Origin of the sequence: Streptomyces sp. NPDC048643 (assembly GCF_040650615.1) — a bacterium.
In the GTDB taxonomy this organism is placed as follows: Bacteria; Actinomycetota; Actinomycetes; order Streptomycetales; family Streptomycetaceae; genus Streptomyces.
Genome location: NZ_JBEZHO010000075.1, coordinates 16,417 through 33,023 on the forward strand (window position 1 = coordinate 16,417; position 16,607 = coordinate 33,023).

The following is a 16,607-nucleotide window of genomic DNA, read 5'->3' on the forward strand; positions in this document are numbered from 1 at the left end:
CCCGGCCCCGCCTCGGGATAGAGCGCTCTCCGCGACCGCCGGGGGCTCAGCCCGAGGCCCGGACCAGGGTGACGGCGGTCAGCGGGAGCGATCCGGCGGAGCGGCCGGCGAGCACCCGATAGGGCCCCGGCCGTGTGCGCCACACGTGGCTGTCCTCCTCCCAGTGACGCAGCGCGCGGCCCGGAATCCGCACCACCGCGGTCGTCCGCTCCCCCGGTGCGGCGTGTACGGCCGTATAGCCCGCGAGCCAGCGTTCCGGGCGCTCCAGGGGGCCGGGGGGTCCGGCGAGGTAGACCTGGACGACCTCGCGTCCGGGGCGCCCTCCCGTGTTGCGCAGCCCGATCCGCACGGTGAAGGACTCACCGGCCACCAGGTCGTCGGGGACGTCGAGCGCTTCGTACGCCCAGGTCGTGTAGCCGAGTCCGTGGCCGAACCAGTAGGCGGGCGTGCGGTGGTGGCGTGCCCAGGCGCGGTAGCCGATGTGCAGGCCCTCGTCGTAGTCGAGGCGACCGTCGACGGGTCCGGTGCGGGTGACCGGGGCGTCGGCGAGCCTGGCCGCCCAGGTCGTGGGCAGCCGGCCGCCGGGTTCGGCGTGCCCGAACAGCACGTCGGCCAGGCCGGCGCCGCCCTCCTGTCCGGGGAACCAGGTCAGCAGGACGGCACCGGCCTGCGCGCGCCAGGGGAGTTCCACGGGTCCCCCGCTGTTGACGACGACGACCGTGTGCGGGTTCGCGGCGGTCACCGCCCGCACCAGGTCGTCCTGGCGGCCGCCGAGCCCGAGGTGCGTCCGGTCGTAGCCCTCGGACTCGCCGTGCTCGGTGGTGCCGACGACCACGATCGCGGCGTCCGCGTGCCGGGCGGCCACCGCGGCCTCGGCCAGTGCCGCCCGGTCGTCGGGGCGCGGCGGAGCGACGGTCACCACGGTGGCTCGGCCGGTGCCGGGGGCGAGTTCGCGACGGGCGGTCACCCGCACCGCGCGTCCGGCCGTGAGGGGGACGCGCACACAGTGCACGGGCGGGTTCACGTGGACGACGGCCGGATCGTCCGTCTGCCTCGCGAAGTCCCCGTCCAGGACGACGCGTTCGTCGACGGTCACGCTCATCCGGCCGAATCCGCCGACGCCGATCGTCCATGGCCCCGCCGTTCCCGGGAGCAGCAGGGCGGTGATCTCGACGGTGTGTGCACCGGGAAGCAGGGGCGGTTCCAACTGGCGCCCGCTGAGCCGGTGTTCGGAGTGGAGTTCGTTCCCCGAAGCGTCCAGCAGACGGAGCCGGACTCCGGGGGTGTCGGTCGTGGGATCGGTGCACAGGTCCGGCGCGAGGGGAGGCGGTGGCGCGTCGGTGGACGGGCCGGGTACGTGGATGAGCCGGGTGCCGTCGCCCAGCGCGGCCCTGATCCCGTCGAGCGGGGTGACGACGTGCCGCGGGAAGACGCCGGCGCTGCCGCCGCCCTGCGTGCGGGGCAGGGCGGCGTGCGCGCCGATCACGGCGACCGTGCGCAGCCGGCCGGGATCGAGCGGGAGGATGTAGCGGTTGTGCAGCAGCACGGCGCTCGCGGCGACGGCCCGGCGCAGGAGGGCCCGGGCGTCCCGGTCCGCATCCCCGGGCGCGCCCTCCGCTTCGGCACCGGCAGCGGTTCCGGCACCGGCGGTGACGGCGGCACTCAGACGGGCGGGGGCCGCGGCTCCCGCAGCGACGCCCGCCCCGGCGTACGGACCGGCCGTTCCCAGGACGCGATCCGAGCCCGCGCCACGAGGATCGGACACGGTGCCGACAGGCGAGCCGGCATCGACATCGGCATCAGAGGGCGCACCGGTACCCCCCTGAGCACATGCGCGGCCGACGGTCTCGGGGCCGCCCCGGCGCACGGCGTCGGCGGCCTCGCGGTGGGCGACCTCGTCCGTGGCCTCCACGCGAGCGCGGGCACCGACGGAGGTGGCGGCGCGGGCCTCCCCGCCGGTCGGTGCTTCCCCGAGCGCCCCGCACGCCGTCGCGAGCCTGAGCAGTCGGCGCACCTTGTCGTCGACGGCCGACACCGGGACGCGTCCGTCCTCCACGGCCCGCACCAGTGCGGCCCCCCAGGGGCTGTCGGGGCCCGGCATGGCGAGGTCGAGGCCGGCGCGGGCGGCCGGGTCGCCCTCGCGCAGCGCGCCCCAGTCCGAGACGACCACGCCGTCGAACCCCCATTCCCGCTTCAGGGGGTCGGTGAGCAGCGGACTGGCGTTCATCGTGGTGCCGTTGACACCGTTGTAACCCGCCATGACGACCCGGACGCCGGCCTCGACGGCCGCCTCGAACGGCGCCAGGTAGACCTCGCGCAGAACCCGCTCCGGTACGCGGACGTCGACGGTCAGCCGGTCGGTCTCGGAGTCGTTGGCCACGTAGTGCTTGGCCGTGGCGGCCACCCCGTGGGCCTGGATGCCCCGGACGAGCGCCGCGCCGGTGCGGCCGGTGAGTTCGGGGTCCTCGGAGAAGCACTCGAAGTGCCGTCCGCCCAGCGGGGTGCGGTGCAGGTTGAGGGTGGGCGCCAGGACGACGTCCACGTCCTTGCGGCGCGCCTCGGCGGCGAGCAGGCCGCCGAGGCGTTCCACGAGGTGTTCGTCCCACAGCGCTCCGAGCGCCGATGCCGAGGGCAGCAACAGGGAGGGGTCGCGCTCGTCCCAGGACTGCCCCCGCACACCGGCGGGGCCGTCCGACAGGACCATCTCCCGCAGTCCCAGGGCCGGTTCGGCCCGGGTGCGCCAGGTGGTCGCGCCGGTCAGCAGCCGGACCTTCTCGCGGAGGGTCAGTTTGCCGAGGAGCCGTTCGCGTTCCGCCTCGTCGTCCGTCATCTCCATGTGTCCGGCCTCATTCCTGGGAGAGCGCTCTCCCGTTGGTGTCCGACTCAGTTGTAGACGCCGAACTCATACAGCGAATAGCCCCATCCGGTCCCTCGCGCTGTTCCGTTGACCCGGACGTAGCGTCCGGTGCCGGAGACGTCGAGGTCGTCGACGCCCCCGTTGCCGTCGGTGACACTGCGGACGGTGGTCCAGTTCTGCCCGTCGTCCGAGGTCTGCACGGTGTAGGCCTTGGCGTACGAGGTCTCCCAGACCAGTTGGACGTGCCGGAACGAGGTACGGCTGCCGAGGTCGACGCGGATCCACTGGGGGTCGCTCCAGTCGCTGGCCCAGCGGGTGGTGAGGTTGCCGTCGACGGCGCCCGCGGCGGTGCAGGGGCAGTCACCGCCGCCCGCCTGGGCCGAGGAGGCCGTGGCCGGCTTGCCGCGGGCGATGTTCGTACCGCTCGGGACGGGCGGTACGACACGGAAGGAACGGGTCTCGACGCCGACGTTGCCCTTGCCGTCCTTGGCCTTGACGTAGATCTTCCAGACGCCGGGCTTGTCCGGTGCGGTCACCCGGAGTCGGCCGCCACCGAGGTTGGTGGCGGGCAGCGTGACGAGCTGCTTGCTCTGGTCGATGTAGTTGCTGTTGTCCTGCACCTCGTACGTGATCGGGTCGCCGTCGGGGTCGGTGGCCTTCACCGCGAGGGTGAGGTCGCCCCCCGCGGGCACCTTGGCGGCGTCGCCCTCGACGGTCAGGTCGGAGATGACCGGCGGGGTGTTGTCGTGGGAGGTGTCCGCTCCGTACGCCTTCTTCACGGCGTAGTAGGAGAGTCGCTTCTCGCCTGCCGGGAGCAGGTTGAACCAGATGCCGCCGAAATCGTACTCGGTGCCGTAGTGGAACATCGTGGCACCGAGGGCGACCCCCTTGTGCCCGGTGACGCAGTTCCACGCCCGGGTGTATCCGTCGGCCTTGGCCCGGTCGGTGGGCTCGGCGGGGACGCCGTTCGCGTCGTCCGGGACCTCCCACTCGCCCGCGGGGCCGGTCTCGGTGACGATGTACGGCTTGGTGTAACCACCCTGCTGCCAGGCCGCCTTGACGTCACAGATCGCGTTGTACGCGTTCACGGCGTAGAGGTCGAGGTCGGGGGCGTTCTTCTTGTAGTACGGCCAGGCGCCGACCCACGCGTCGGTCGAGGTGACCGGGTGGTTGGGGTCGACGGCGTGGATCTTCTTGGTGATGTCGTTGACGAGGGTGGTGTACGCGTTGCGCTGGCGCTCCAGTTCGTCACCGCTGTAGCAGTTCTGCAGGCCGAGCACGGACTCGTTGCCGACGTTCCACATCAGGACACCGGGGTTGTCCTTGTAGGTGGCCGCCCACTGCGGGAACTCGGTGAGGACCTGGTTCTTGTAGGCGGTGTCCGTCAGGTAGTTGACGCAGCCGCCGCTGCCGGGGCCGCCGCCGGGTTGCAGCCAGAAGCCGGCGATGACCTTGATGCCCTGGGCGGCGGCCGCGTCGAGGAGTGGCTTGCTGGAGGCGTCGGTGCCCCAGGTGCGGACGGTGTTGACGCCCATCGACTTCAGGTCGGGCATGTAGCGCGGGGCGTCGCTGACGGACGGCCCCCAGGTGAGGCCCTTGATCTGGTACGGGCTGCCGTCGACGGTCAGTTGCCAGTTGCCCTGCGAGCCGGTGACCTTGACGACGCTGCCGGCGGCGTGCGCGGGCTGGGAGGGCAGCGCGAGGAGGGCTCCCGCGGCGAGCAGGCCCGCGGTGAGGGGCGCCGTGACGCGGCGCCGGGTGGTACGGGATGCGGTCATGAGTGTCCGTCCGGTGTGCGGGTGAGGGGGGAAGAGCAGGGGGGTTCCGGGGGGGCGGCAGGGGTCCCGCCGGCCGGGGCCATGTACCGGCCGACGGGGTGCCGGCGTCAGGGAAGCCGGTAGTTCGCGTCGAGCGCCGCGCCTGCCTCGGGGTGCGTCTGGTCGTAGCCGCGGGCGTCGCACTGGAGGCCGCCGACGACACAGTGGTCGACGAGCGCCTTGAGCGTCGGCGCGTCCCAGGCGTTGAAGAAGTCGTAGTGGAAGGAGTAACCGGCGCCGCTCGCCAGTTTCACCTTGGACATGTCGCCGTTGACCGGGAAGGCCATCTTGAACTCGATCATCGGCAGGGCGACGGGGTGGTCGTCCGGGCAGATGTTGTTGTTCGTGCCGGGGTTGACCACCGGATACGCCATGTGGCTCTGGTGGTTGGGGGTGTCCAGGTACTTCCCGTCCCAGCAACTGGGCGCCTGGAAACGGATGTTGAGCTGGACGTCGGCCCTGTTCGGGCACTGCGCGGGGAAGTCGACGTTGAAGAAGCTGTCGCCGCACTCCCAGCCCTCCACGAAACCGCGGTGGTTGCGGAAGTCGGCCGCCGACTGCAGGGGACTGCCGACGACGAAGCGCAGCCCCTTCGGGAAGGGCCGCACGCTGGTGTAGTCGGTGACCCCGGCCTTGTAGTAGATGACCTGGGGACCCACCGGAAGCACGGGCGTGCTGCCGTTGAGCAGGGTCGGCATCCAGTAGGCCGACTTGTCACCGGGGGCCTTGCAGGTGGTCCCGCCGGAGTCGAGCGAGGCCGTGGTGCTGGCCGCGTTCGTGGTGGTGTTGCCCATGAAGGTGTGGTCGTGCGACTTGCCCGGCTGGCCGGGGTAGACGATCGGGTCGTCCGGCCGGGTGTGGGACACCGAACAGTTCGCCTGGAACTCGTGGAAGTACCGGTGCGTCGGCTCCGCCTTGGAGGGGACGACCCCGGTCACCGGCGGGTTCGCCGGGATGTATCCGTCGCCGTCCGGGTCCTCGGGCGAGGCGAGCGTCGAGACGGGCATCGCGTGCCCGGTGTGGACGGTGGCCGAACCGGCCACCGAGGTTGCGGCGCCGGGCGCCGGGTCGGCGCTCATCGCCACGCCGGCCAGGCCGAGCGTGGTGAGGACCAGTGCGCTGGACATCAGGATTCCTGAGACGATCTTCGATCTCCGTGCCATGGAGACCTCCTGCCACGTCGATGGGGACGGTGGGGGTCGGACGGCCCACGGACCGAATGGGGTCCGGGGCCGCCCGCGTGACGGTCCATCACATGTGCCGAGGAAACTGGGAGAGCGCTCTCCCGTCGAGGAGTGTTGTGGCGGTTGCGCGAGGGTGTCAAGGGAGCTGACGGAGAATCACTGCGCGCGATGCACGCACCTCTTGAACACACCGGGACACCGGGGAACCCCACCCAACTGCCCCCATAGGTCTACCAAGTGCGGCAAATGCAGGCCGAGTTGACTGTTCACGCGGCAACAACATGCGGGACTCCGGTCACAACTCTTGACGCGTCGTTCACCTGGATGAAGCATGCATCGGCAAGAGAGCGCTCCCCCAACCTCCCACCGTTCACTTCCTGAACCAGGAGAGTCGCCCCCCATGTCTCACACCCCCACGGACACCCCGGACTCCGGCCGCTCCCCCGTCGCGCGCCGCACCGTTCTCGGAGCGATGGCCGCCGCCGCGGCGGCGCCCGGGCTCCTCGCTCTGTCCTCCCCCGCGTCCGCCGCGCCGGCCCCGCAGGCGGCCGCCCTTCCCGGTGGCGGTGACCTCGGTCCCAACGTCATCGTCTTCGACCCGTCGAACGCGGGTATCCAGGCCAAGCTCGACCAGATCTTCAAGCAGCAGGAGACCGCCCAGTTCGGCACCGGTCGCTACGCCCTCCTGTTCAAGCCGGGCACGTACAACGGGCTCAACGCCCAGCTCGGCTTCTACACCTCGATCGCGGGCCTCGGCCTGTCCCCGGACGACACGTCGATCAACGGTGACGTGACCGTCGACGCGGGCTGGTTCAACGGCAACGCCACCCAGAACTTCTGGCGTTCGGCGGAGAACCTCGCGCTCACCCCGGTCAACGGCACCAACCGCTGGGCGGTCGCGCAGGCAGCGCCGTTCCGCCGGATGCACGTGCGGGGCGGCCTCAACCTCGCTCCGAACGGCTACGGCTGGGCCAGCGGCGGCTACATCGCCGACAGCAAGATCGACGGCTCGGTCGGTCCCTACTCGCAGCAGCAGTGGTACACCCGCGACAGTTCGGTGGGCGGCTGGTCCAACGCCGTCTGGAACATGGTGTTCTCCGGCGTGCAGGGCGCGCCCGCGCAGTCCTTCCCGAACCCGCCGTACACCACGCTCGACACCACCCCGGTCTCCCGGGAGAAGCCGTTCCTGTACCTCAACGGCAGCGAGTACCGGGTGTTCCTGCCGGAGAAGCGCACCAACGCGCGCGGTGTCACCTGGGGCAACGGCACCCCGCGCGGCACGTCCTTGCCGCTCAGCCAGTTCTACGTGGCCAAGCCCGGTGTCACCGCCGCCACCCTGAACGCGGCGCTCACCCAGGGGCTCCACCTGCTGCTGACGCCGGGCATCTACCACCTGGACCAGCCGATCCAGGTCAACCGCGCGGGCACCGTGGTCCTCGGTCTCGGCTACGCCACGCTGATCCCGGACAACGGCGTCACCGCGCTGCGGACGGCCGACGTCGACGGTGTCCGGCTCGCCGGATTCCTGATCGACGCCGGGCCCGTCAACTCCAACACACTGCTGGAGGTCGGCCCGACGGGCGCCTCGGCGGACCACTCGGCCAACCCGACCACCGTGCAGGACGTGTTCGTGCGCATCGGCGGGGCCGGCGCGGGAAAGGCGACGACCAGCATGGTCGTCAACAGCCGCCACACGATCATCGACCACACCTGGGTGTGGCGGGCCGACCACGGCACGGGCGTCGGCTGGGACACCAACCGGGCCGACTACGGCATCCGCGTCAACGGCGCCGACGTCCTCGCCACCGGGCTCTTCGTCGAGCACTTCAACAAGTACGACGTGCAGTGGTACGGCGAGCGCGGCCGCACCATCTTCTTCCAGAACGAGAAGGCCTACGACGCGCCGAACCAGGCCGCCATCCAGAACGGCAGCATCAAGGGGTACGCGGCGTACAAGGTCGCCGACTCCGTGACCACGCACGAGGGCTGGGGTCTGGGCAGTTACTGCTACTACAACGTCGACCCGACGATCGTGCAGCACCACGGCTTCGCCGCGCCGAACAAGCCCGGCGTGAAGTTCCACGACCTGCTGGTCGTCTCGCTGGGCGGGGCCGGACAGTACGAGCGGGTCATCAACGACACGGGGGCGCCCACCTCGGGCACCTCCACCGTGCCGTCCACGGTCGTCTCGTACCCCTGACGGTTCCTGCCCGCGGCACACCGCCGGGTCCCGTCCTCCTGACGAGGACGGGACCCGGCGGTGTGCGGCCCGCCGTCACGCGGCCGCCGCGGGTCAGTAGCGCTGGGCCTTGGCCAGCACGGGGGTGAGCTGGGGCTCCGCGGGCTGCCGGCTGACCACGACGGGCTGTGCGCGCTTGCCCGGTTCGAGGTTCTCCTTGCCGACGTAGCGGGTCTCCACGACCTTTCCGTCGGGGTTCTTGAAGTCGACCTGGACGGCGTACGACGCCTTCTGGCCGGTGTTGTTGGTGATCGTGACGACCACGGCGCGCAGGCCGCCGGTCTCCCCGGTGGGCAGGCCGGTCATGCTGACGTCGGCGGTCGCGTTGCCGGCACCCTTGACGTCCTTCAGCTGCTTCTGGGCGGTGGCGGCGGCGCGCTCGGTGTCGGCGTTGACCGATGCCGCGAACTCCGAGGCCCGGGCCGACACGGAGGCGGCCGCGGACGAGGCCCGGCCGCTCGCCGACTCGATGATCGAGGAGGCGGCCGAGGCGATCGCGGAGGGCGGTGTGCCCGTGAAGTCGGAGGCGTTCGGCGGGGTGGGAGTGGCGGAGGCCGCGCCGCTGTCGTTGTCGCTGTCCGAACTGCACGAGACCAGGAGGGACCCGCACGCGATCGCGGCCAGCAGGGCAGCGATATGCCGTGATCCGCCTCGGCCGGGGGTTGCGCGTCTGCTCATGGGGGCTCGCCTCTTCCTGCCGTACGGGGCACGGGGGCTCGTCGGCTCGTCCACTTCCGTTCGTACGGACTCCCTCATGCTCCGTGCCGTGCGCGGTCGCGGCGAACCACGGGGGCCCATTGGGGTGGCGCGCGGATCTCAGCGGCCCCGTCCCGTGCGGTCGAGCCACGCCTGCGACACCGCCAGGGCTGCCGCCATGATGCTGAGCTGCGGGTTGACCTCGGGGCAGCCCGGCAGCAGCGAGCCGTCCGCGACGAGCACACCGTGGACACCGCGCAGCCTTCCCTCGGGGTCGGCGGGCGCGCGCCCGGGATCGGCGCCCGCGGCGACGGTGCCGGTGGGGTGGAACGCCGACAGGTGCAGATCGCGGGGGCCCACGCCCGCGAGGAGGTCGTCGAGCGCGTCGAGCGAGCGGGCCCGGGGCGCGCTCGCGACACCGGTGAGGACCTCCTCGGCGCCCGCGGCGAACAGCAGACGGCCCATCGCGCGTACCGCTGTCATCAGGCGGTCGCCGTCGCGTGGGTCGAGGGCGTAGCCGACAACCGTGCGGTCGCGGCCCATGACCCGGCCGGAGGGACGGTCGGCGATCATGGCACCGAGGGTGGCCAGGTGGTCGGCGCCCTCCAGTTCGCGCCGCAGTTCACGGCCCAGGCCCGGCAGGACGAAGCTGCCCATGCCCGGTGGGCTCGCGGTCGCCTCGACGAGGACCCCGCGCTCGTGGAGTTCCTCGACGCCGACGCTCTGCAGCACACCGCGCGAGGCCGTGACGGGTCCGGCGAAGCGTCCCGCGACGCTGGTGGCCGGGTGCACGCTGAGGTTGCGGCCCAGGCGGGGATGCCCGCCGAGACCGGAGCGGCGCAGCAGCGGTGGTGTGTGGAGTGTCCCGGCCGCGGCCACGACGAGGGGCGCGAGGATCTCCAGTTCGCTGCCGTCGGCCCGCCGGGCCAGCACCCCGGCGGCGCGGGGCGTGCCCGGCACGTCCCGGTCCAGCAGGAAGCGGTGCGCGCGCACTCCGGTGACGATCCGGGCACCCGCCGCGCAGGCGTCGGGCAGGACGGACAGCTGCACGCTCTGTTTCGCGCCGGTCGGGCAGCCCACCACGCACTGGCAGGAGCCCTTGCAGCCGGGCGCGTTGCGGCGCAGGGGCGCGGCCCGCCAGCCGAGCCGTTCGGCGCCCGCGAGGGCGAGCAGGCCGTTGTTGCCGAGGACGTCGAGGGGTTGCGGCGCCACCCGGAGGGTGCGCTCCACCTCGTCGAGGAGGGGCCCGAAGCCGTCGGCGAGCGCGAAGCCGAACGTGCCGCTCCAGCGGGCCAGGACATGGTCCGGAGTCCGGTAGCAGGTACCCGAGTTGACCACGGTGGTGCCGCCGACCGCGCGGCCGACCGGCAGCAGCAGCGGCGGGTTGCCGAGGGCCACGGTGGCGCCGCCGTCCCGGTACAGCTCGGCGAACCGGTCGAGGGGTGCCCGGCGCCCGAAGGAGGCGGTGGAGTGGTGTTCGCCCTCTTCCAGGACCACCACGTCGAGTCCGGCGCGGGCGAAGGTCCGGGCTGCCATGGCACCGCCGGCGCCGGAGCCGACGACGACCACGTCGGCGGTGCTCCGGGCGGGCCAGTCCCCGGCCGGGGTGCAGTCGAGCGGTGGATCCGGCGGTGCCGCCGGTGGAGTGGGCGCGGGGCCGGCCGCCATCCGTTCGGTGCCGGCGGCGAGCAGCACGGGAACCTTGAGGACGTCGAGGAGCGGGGCCAGCCGGGGCCGCGCGGCCAGGGAGCCGAGGACGTCCTCGCGTTCGGCGGGCGCGAGGGTCGTCAGACGTCTGCCGGTGCGCAGGACGGTGTACGTCTCCAGGGCGGCGACGGCGGTACGGACCCCGGCGCGGGCGGGCCCCGGCAGCGAGGTGAGGACCGCGTCGAGACGGTTCGGCACGCGCGCGGGCCAGTCGGCGTCGCCCGTGTCGGCGAGGAGTGCGGCGACGAGTCCCTCGGCGGTCATCGGTCGCCCGCCTCGGCGTGCGCGGTGCCGTCGAGTTCCCAGGTGGCCTCCGGCCGCCAGCGGCCCCACCAGCGTTCCAGCACGATGCGGGCGTCGGCCGACTCACTGTTGCGGCACACCGCGGAGGCTCCGTCCGGGTCACGGTACGTGAGGGTGAGGGTCCGCTCGGGGGGCTGCCTCACCTGGACGCGGATACGGCGCAGGGCCGTTCGGCCGGTGACCGACCATGCGGGCAGGCCGAGAGCGGCGCGGAACCGTCCGAGGCCGAGCCAGCCGACGGCGGAGCGTTCGGGGCGCCGGGGCCAGGTCCGGCCGTGGCGGCGCAGCCGCAGGAAGACGAGCGGGGGCAGCCGGCGCAGGGCGGGCCGGGTGGACACGGCGGCGACGATCTCCAGGACGTCGCCGTCGCCGAGTTCGGCGTGCAGCCAGGTCCACCGGTGGGCGTTGCCGTGCCCGTAGATCCTGGCCGAGGCTCCGGGCGCGTCACGCAGGGTGAGGGTCGTGCCGCCGTACGTGAACGTACCGTCGTAGGTGGCGCGGGCGGCCGGGAGCATCTGGGCCGCGGGGAGCAGCGGCCGGTTCCACGACCAGCGGGGGAAGGTGAACAGCGGTTCCGCCTGCGGTCGTTCCCGGAGTCTCCAGTGGAAGTCGCCGGCGGTGCCGCTCAGTCGTCCTGCCGTGCTGCTCACCCCGTCGGCGGCGAATCCGTCCGTCGGCCGGGTCCAGGGGACGGGTCCGAAGCGGGCGTGCGTGACCTCGCCGTGGCGGGGGAAGGCCGCGACCCAGCCGTGCGCGACGGGTGCGGATCCGTCCGTGGGAGCGCTGAGTTCGTGGTGCACCCACACTCCCGTGCCGGTCTCGGGGTCGGTGAGGGTGGTGTACCAGACCTCGGTGCGGCCCGGAGCGCCGTTCCAGCGGGGGGCCGTGAGCCGCTCGGGGCTCTCGCGGCGGGGGAAGCGGAAGCTGAGCAGGAACGGGGCGAGGCCGGTGGTGGCGGGGAAGCGCAGGACTCCTTCGCCGACCCGCGCCGCACCGTCGTACAGCGTGAAGGGCAGTACGGTCATCGAGGTGAACGGACGTCGCGGGGCCACCGACTTCCAGCCGTCCAGGGTGAGACGGCGACCGTCGGCGGTGAAGGCTAGCCGGTAGCGGATGCGTCGGCGGGCGATCGGTGAGATCTCCAACTCACCCGTCGCGCCGGGGTCGTCGGTGTGTCCGGCGATCCGGACCCGGCCGGTGAGACGGGCGTTCGTCGTCCGGTGCGGCAGGAGGACCCGGTCGGCGTCGGCGCGCAGGTCGAGGCGGACGCGCCGTTCGCCGGGGTCGCCGTCGAGGCGGACCGTGCCGAGCATGGTCTCGGTGAACACGGTGCCCCTCACGCGAGGCCGTCCAGCATGATGCGCTCGGTCTCCCGCAGATAGGCGCCGGCCGCCGCGTGGGCCCGGGCGGCGTCCCCGCCGATCACCGCCTCGACCACCGGTACCAGGCGTTCGTACGCCGCCCGCGGATCGGTGAAGGGGCCCTTCAGGAGGGAGCGGACGGGCAGGTAGGCGTTGAACAGGGTGTTGGTCAGCAGGACGTAGACACGGTTGCCGGTGGCACGGGCGAGGGCGCGGTGCACCTCGATGTCGGCGAGCTGCACGGCGTCGGCGCCGTCGGCCCCGTGGACGGCGTCGAGCAGCGCGGCCAGTTCGGCGCGCTGTGCGGGGGTTCCTCTGACGGCGGCCCGCTCGGCCGTCAACGCGCCGATGCCGCGCCGGACCTCGAAGACCTCGCGCACCCATCCGGCGTCGTGCCGGACCAGCATGGGCAGCAGGTCCGCCCCACCGAGCCGGGCGTAGTCCCGCACACGGGTCCCGACGCCGTGCCGGGTCTCCAGCAGTCCCGCCTGGACGAGCCGCCCGAAGGCGTGCTTGAGGGTGGTGCGCGTGACGCCGTACCCGTCGGCGAGCCGTCGCTCCGGGGGCAGGTAACTTCCGGCCGGGTGGCGGCCGTCGAGGATGTCCGTGCGCAGTCGGTCCTCCAGGACGTCGACGATCGTCTCGCGGGGCAGAGCCTCCACGATTCCCCCTTCGGGCAGTGGCTGAGTGGATGAGCCACTGAACCAGTGGACGGCTCTCAAGGTCAACCCCCGTCCCGCATCGGCCTGGTGTCGGGCGTCGACGTGAACTCGCTTGCCCACGCGGCAGGTTGGACCGGACCAACTTTGTGTGAATCGTTGACATGTACGCCGTGCGGCGCAATTCTGAGAGCGCTCTCAAAAGGAAACGGACGAGCCGCGTCCGCAGACATCCACCTCGCTGAACCCCCACATCAAGGAGGCAGAGAGTGCGCGCGACATCCAGATGGACGACCTGGGCCCTGGCCGCTGCCACGCTCACCACGACGTTGCTCACCTTCGGCGCGCCCACCCGCGCCGAGGCCGCGGTCCCGGCGACCATCCCCCTCACGTTCACGAACAACTCGGGCCGCAACGAACCGGTCTACATCTACGACCTCGGCACCCAGCTCTCCACGGGACAGCAGGGCTGGGCCGACGCCGGCGGCGGGTTCCACGCCTGGCCGGCGGGCGGCAACCCGCCGACTCCCGCACCCGACGCGTCGATCGTGGGCCCGGCCAACGGCCAGACGAAGACGATCCAGCTGCCCAAGTTCTCCGGGCGGCTCTACTTCTCGTTCGGGCAGAAGCTCGACTTCCGCGTGACGACCGGCGGTCTCGTGCAGCCGGCCGTGCAGAATCCGAGCGACCCGAACCACAACATCCTCTTCAACTGGTCGGAGTACACGCTCAACGACTCCGGTCTGTGGATCAACAGCACCCAGGTCGACATGTTCTCCGCCCCGTACGCCGTCGGCGTCAAGGCGGCCGACGGGACCACGAAGACCACCGGTCACCTCAAGGCGGGTGGATACACCGGCTTCTTCAACGCGCTGCGGAACCAGCCGGGCGGCTGGGCGAACCTGATCCAGACCCGGTCCGACGGCACCGTGCTGCGGGCGCTCGCCCCGGGGCACGGCATCGAGGGGGGTGCGCTTCCGGCCACCGTGATGGACGACTACGTCAACCGCGTCTGGCAGAAGTACAGTTCCTCGACGCTGACGGTGACACCGTTCGGCGACCAGCCGAACACGAAGTACTTCGGCCGGGTCTCCGGCAACGTCATGAACTTCACCAACAGCTCCGGCGCGGTCGTCACCAGCTTCCAGAAGCCCGACTCGGACAGCATCTTCGGCTGCTACAAGAAGCTCGACGCGCCCAACGACCTGGTGCGTGGCCCCATTTCGCGCACCCTGTGCGCGGGCTTCAACCGTTCGACGCTGCTGACCAACCCCAACCAGCCGGACGCCAACTCCGCGAACTTCTACGCGGACTCGGTGACCAACCAGTACGCCCGCAAGATCCACGCGCAGATGGCCGACGGCAAGGCCTACGCGTTCGCCTTCGACGACGTCGGCAACTACGAGTCCCTCGTCCACGACGGCAACCCGCAGCAGGCGTACGTGACGCTGGATCCCTTCAACTGACCGACGCACGGGGGCGGGACGGGGTGGGTGTCAGGACAGGGCACCCGCCCCGTTTCCGTGTGCCGCCTTACATGCCGCCGGACCGGGGCGGGCGCGGGGCGAGGCTGCGGTCCACCAGGTCGCGCCAGCCGGACTCCAGACGCTCCAGGGGCATCCCGCGCTGCCGGGTCAGGTGGCTGACGAGCACCGGGTCCAGGTACCCCATCAGGGTCTGGGCGACCAGTTCGACGTCCGCGCCCGAGCCTGCCTGGCGCAGCAGCATGCACACGTGCATCAGTCTCACCCGGTACGGCGCGGAGGTGAAGCGGCGGCTGGCATCGGGCTCGGCGGCGAGGTACAGGTCGAACTGCTCGGAGGTCTGACGCAGGGTGCGGCAGCCGAAGGCGCGCAGCCGCTCCGCCGGTGGGGCACCGGGCCCGAGGGGCGCCGGACCGGTCATGAAGGCGGCCTGGAAGCGCTGCTCGGTGTGGTCGAGCAGGGCCATCAGCAGGCCGGTGCGGTCGCCGAAGCGCCGGAAGACGGTCCCCTTGCCCACCGCCGCCGCGGTCGCGACGGCCTCCATCGTGAGCCGGTCCACCCCCTCCTCCTCGACCAGGCGGGCGGCGGCCTCCAGCAGCCGCGCGCGGTTGCGGGCCGCGTCGGCGCGCAGCGGGGCACCCCCGGGGGCGGTCAGCTCCATCAGAACGGGCTCGTCGGACGAATCCTGTCGCTTCGGGAACGGCGGGAGTGGCGTGGACATGAACCCAGCGTAACGGCAATCGGGGACAACTGGACTGCGGTCCGCTTCGGTGATAGACCTGTAAGCGGACCTCGGTCCGGTTTGTTGCGGCAGTGTTTCAGCGTTTCCAGTATCGGGAGATATCCATGTCCGTTCGCATCCTCGCGCTCGTCGGCAGCCTGCGTGCCGGTTCGCACAACCGTCAGCTCGCCGAGGCGGCCGTGAAGCTCGCCCCGGAGGGTGCCGAGGTCGAGCTCTTCGAGGGCCTCGCCGAGGTCCCCTTCTACAACGAGGACATCGACGTCGAGGGCGATGTTCCCGCCGCCGCCGCCCGGCTGCGTACGGCGGCCGGCTCCGCCGACGCCTTCCTCCTCTTCTCCCCCGAGTACAACGGCACCATCCCGGCCGTCCTGAAGAACGCCATCGACTGGCTGTCCCGTCCGTACGGCGCCGGCGCCTTCACCGGCAAGCCGGTCGTCGTGGTCGGCACCGCGTACGGCCAGTTCGGCGGCGTGTGGGCGCAGGACGAGACCCGCAAGGCCGTAGGTATCGCCGGCGGCACCGTGCTCGAGGACGTCAAGCTCTCCGTCCCCGGCTCCGTGGTCCGCTTCGCGGAGACGCACCCGGCCGACGACGCGGAGGTCGCCGCCCAGATCGCCGAGGTCGTGAACCGGCTGCACAGCCACGTCGGCGCGGTCGAGGTCGCCTGACAACTCCCTTGTGGGCCGGTCCGGTTGATCCGGGCCGGCCTTCGGCATGTCGCAGCTCGGTCACCACGCGTCCCAAGATCGCCACGCCTCTGGCGGAGCCGCGGCCTCCGCGACAGGATGCCCGCATGAAGAGTGATCTCTTTTCCAGTGACCACATGGTGCAGCCCGCCGTCGCGCCGGGCATGACACTGCAGAACGCCAAATCCATCAAGTACGCCGTCCAGGGGGAGATGTTCGCGCGCCAGGGCGCGATGGTCGCCTACCGGGGCAGTCTCCAGTTCGAGCGCAAGGGCCAGGGCGTGGGCGGCATGCTCAAGCGCGCCGTCACCGGTGAGGGGCTCCCGCTGATGGCCGTCCGCGGTCAGGGCGAGGCCTGGTTCGCGCACGAGGCGCAGAACTGTTTCATCGTGGGCATCGAGCCCGGCGACGTCTTCACGGTCAACGGCCGCAACGTCCTGTGTTTCGACGCCACGTTGTCGTACGACATCAAGACCGTGAAGGGCGCGGGCATCACCGGCGGCGGGCTGTTCAACAGCGTCTTCACCGGCCACGGTGATCTGGGCCTGATATGCGAGGGCAACCCGCTGGTCATCCCCGTCACGCAGCAGCAGCCGGTGTTCGTCGACACGGACGCCGTCGTCGGCTGGACCGCGCATCTGCGGACCTCCCTGCACCGGTCGCAGTCCATCGGCTCGATGATCCGCGGGGGATCCGGCGAGGCCGTGCAGCTGAAGCTGGAGGGCGAGGGCTATGTCGTCGTGCGGCCCAGTGAGGTGACACCGCAGAAGCAGCAGCAACACTGATCGCGGCGTTCCGGGAAGCGGAGGCTCGGGGTCGCGGCGTAGCAGGACCGGCGCACCGGGGCCTCGCCGTGGTTGCGGGAGTGACCG

Annotated in this window: 12 protein-coding genes; 4 read left to right on the forward strand and 8 right to left on the reverse strand. The window is 71.9% G+C overall.

Annotated elements, in window-relative coordinates:
• Positions 1-46 precede the first annotated feature (46 nt).
• From AB0C62_RS39700 to AB0C62_RS39710, 3 genes are all read right to left on the reverse strand, one after another.
• On the reverse strand, positions 47-2,830 hold the full coding sequence (locus AB0C62_RS39700) for a glycoside hydrolase family 3 C-terminal domain-containing protein (protein WP_362981867.1): 2,784 nt from the start codon (positions 2,828-2,830) through the stop codon (positions 47-49).
• Positions 2,831-2,883: 53 nt separating this feature from the next.
• Positions 2,884-4,635, reverse strand: coding sequence for a discoidin domain-containing protein (locus AB0C62_RS39705; RefSeq protein WP_362981848.1), 1,752 nt, complete (start codon positions 4,633-4,635; stop codon positions 2,884-2,886).
• Positions 4,636-4,742: 107 nt separating this feature from the next.
• Positions 4,743-5,837 carry a DUF1996 domain-containing protein gene (locus tag AB0C62_RS39710; protein ID WP_362981850.1) on the reverse strand — a complete coding sequence of 365 codons (1,095 nt, stop codon included), beginning with the start codon at positions 5,835-5,837 and terminating at the stop codon, positions 4,743-4,745.
• 421 nt (positions 5,838-6,258) lie between these two features.
• Between AB0C62_RS39710 and AB0C62_RS39715 the strand changes: the two genes are divergently transcribed.
• Positions 6,259-8,058, forward strand: a complete 1,800-nt coding sequence (locus AB0C62_RS39715; protein WP_362981852.1) for a coagulation factor 5/8 type domain-containing protein — start codon at positions 6,259-6,261, stop codon at positions 8,056-8,058.
• Positions 8,059-8,151: 93 nt separating this feature from the next.
• On the opposite strand, the gene AB0C62_RS39720 is transcribed toward AB0C62_RS39715, so the two are convergent.
• The 4 genes from AB0C62_RS39720 to AB0C62_RS39735 form a co-directional block, all read right to left on the reverse strand.
• Positions 8,152-8,775, reverse strand: a complete 624-nt coding sequence (locus AB0C62_RS39720; protein WP_362981854.1) for a hypothetical protein — start codon at positions 8,773-8,775, stop codon at positions 8,152-8,154.
• A 138-nt stretch (positions 8,776-8,913) separates the two neighbouring features.
• The gene (locus tag AB0C62_RS39725; RefSeq protein WP_362981856.1) at positions 8,914-10,764 is read right to left on the reverse strand and encodes a GMC family oxidoreductase; all 1,851 of its coding nucleotides are present in this window, start codon (positions 10,762-10,764) and stop codon (positions 8,914-8,916) included.
• Positions 10,761-12,143 carry a hypothetical protein gene (locus tag AB0C62_RS39730; protein WP_362981858.1) on the reverse strand — a complete coding sequence of 461 codons (1,383 nt, stop codon included), beginning with the start codon at positions 12,141-12,143 and terminating at the stop codon, positions 10,761-10,763. The genes AB0C62_RS39725 and AB0C62_RS39730 overlap by 4 nt, the downstream gene beginning before the upstream one ends.
• Positions 12,140-12,826 carry an FCD domain-containing protein gene (locus AB0C62_RS39735; protein WP_362981860.1) on the reverse strand — a complete coding sequence of 229 codons (687 nt, stop codon included), beginning with the start codon at positions 12,824-12,826 and terminating at the stop codon, positions 12,140-12,142. The genes AB0C62_RS39730 and AB0C62_RS39735 overlap by 4 nt, the downstream gene beginning before the upstream one ends.
• Before the next feature lie 299 nt (positions 12,827-13,125).
• On the opposite strand from AB0C62_RS39735, the gene AB0C62_RS39740 reads away from it, so the two are divergent.
• Positions 13,126-14,289, forward strand: coding sequence for a glycoside hydrolase family 64 protein (locus AB0C62_RS39740; RefSeq protein ID WP_362981869.1), 1,164 nt, complete (start codon positions 13,126-13,128; stop codon positions 14,287-14,289).
• Positions 14,290-14,356: 67 nt separating this feature from the next.
• On the opposite strand, the gene AB0C62_RS39745 is transcribed toward AB0C62_RS39740, so the two are convergent.
• Entirely contained in the window at positions 14,357-15,028 is a 672-nt protein-coding gene (locus AB0C62_RS39745) for a helix-turn-helix domain-containing protein (protein ID WP_362981861.1), read from the reverse strand.
• 125 nt (positions 15,029-15,153) lie between these two features.
• Between AB0C62_RS39745 and AB0C62_RS39750 the strand changes: the two genes are divergently transcribed.
• The gene (locus AB0C62_RS39750) at positions 15,154-15,717 is read left to right on the forward strand and encodes an NAD(P)H-dependent oxidoreductase (RefSeq protein WP_362981863.1); all 564 of its coding nucleotides are present in this window, start codon (positions 15,154-15,156) and stop codon (positions 15,715-15,717) included.
• 125 nt (positions 15,718-15,842) lie between these two features.
• Positions 15,843-16,520: an AIM24 family protein gene (locus tag AB0C62_RS39755; RefSeq protein ID WP_362981865.1), complete on the forward strand. Its 678-nt coding sequence runs from the start codon at positions 15,843-15,845 to the stop codon at positions 16,518-16,520.
• Positions 16,521-16,607: the final 87 nt, after the last annotated feature.

What these genes read in the sequence shown, in the direction of transcription:
- AB0C62_RS39700 (WP_362981867.1), bottom strand. Translation starts at nt 2,830, where the DNA reads ATGACGGACGACGAGGCGGAACGCGAACGGCTCCTCGGCAAACTGACC.
- AB0C62_RS39705 (WP_362981848.1), bottom strand. Translation starts at nt 4,635, where the DNA reads ATGACCGCATCCCGTACCACCCGGCGCCGCGTCACGGCGCCCCTCACC.
- AB0C62_RS39710 (WP_362981850.1), bottom strand. Translation starts at nt 5,837, where the DNA reads ATGGCACGGAGATCGAAGATCGTCTCAGGAATCCTGATGTCCAGCGCA.
- AB0C62_RS39715 (WP_362981852.1), top strand. Translation starts at nt 6,259, where the DNA reads ATGTCTCACACCCCCACGGACACCCCGGACTCCGGCCGCTCCCCCGTC.
- AB0C62_RS39720 (WP_362981854.1), bottom strand. Translation starts at nt 8,775, where the DNA reads ATGAGCAGACGCGCAACCCCCGGCCGAGGCGGATCACGGCATATCGCT.
- AB0C62_RS39725 (WP_362981856.1), bottom strand. Translation starts at nt 10,764, where the DNA reads ATGACCGCCGAGGGACTCGTCGCCGCACTCCTCGCCGACACGGGCGAC.
- AB0C62_RS39745 (WP_362981861.1), bottom strand. Translation starts at nt 15,028, where the DNA reads ATGTCCACGCCACTCCCGCCGTTCCCGAAGCGACAGGATTCGTCCGAC.
- AB0C62_RS39750 (WP_362981863.1), top strand. Translation starts at nt 15,154, where the DNA reads ATGTCCGTTCGCATCCTCGCGCTCGTCGGCAGCCTGCGTGCCGGTTCG.
- AB0C62_RS39755 (WP_362981865.1), top strand. Translation starts at nt 15,843, where the DNA reads ATGAAGAGTGATCTCTTTTCCAGTGACCACATGGTGCAGCCCGCCGTC.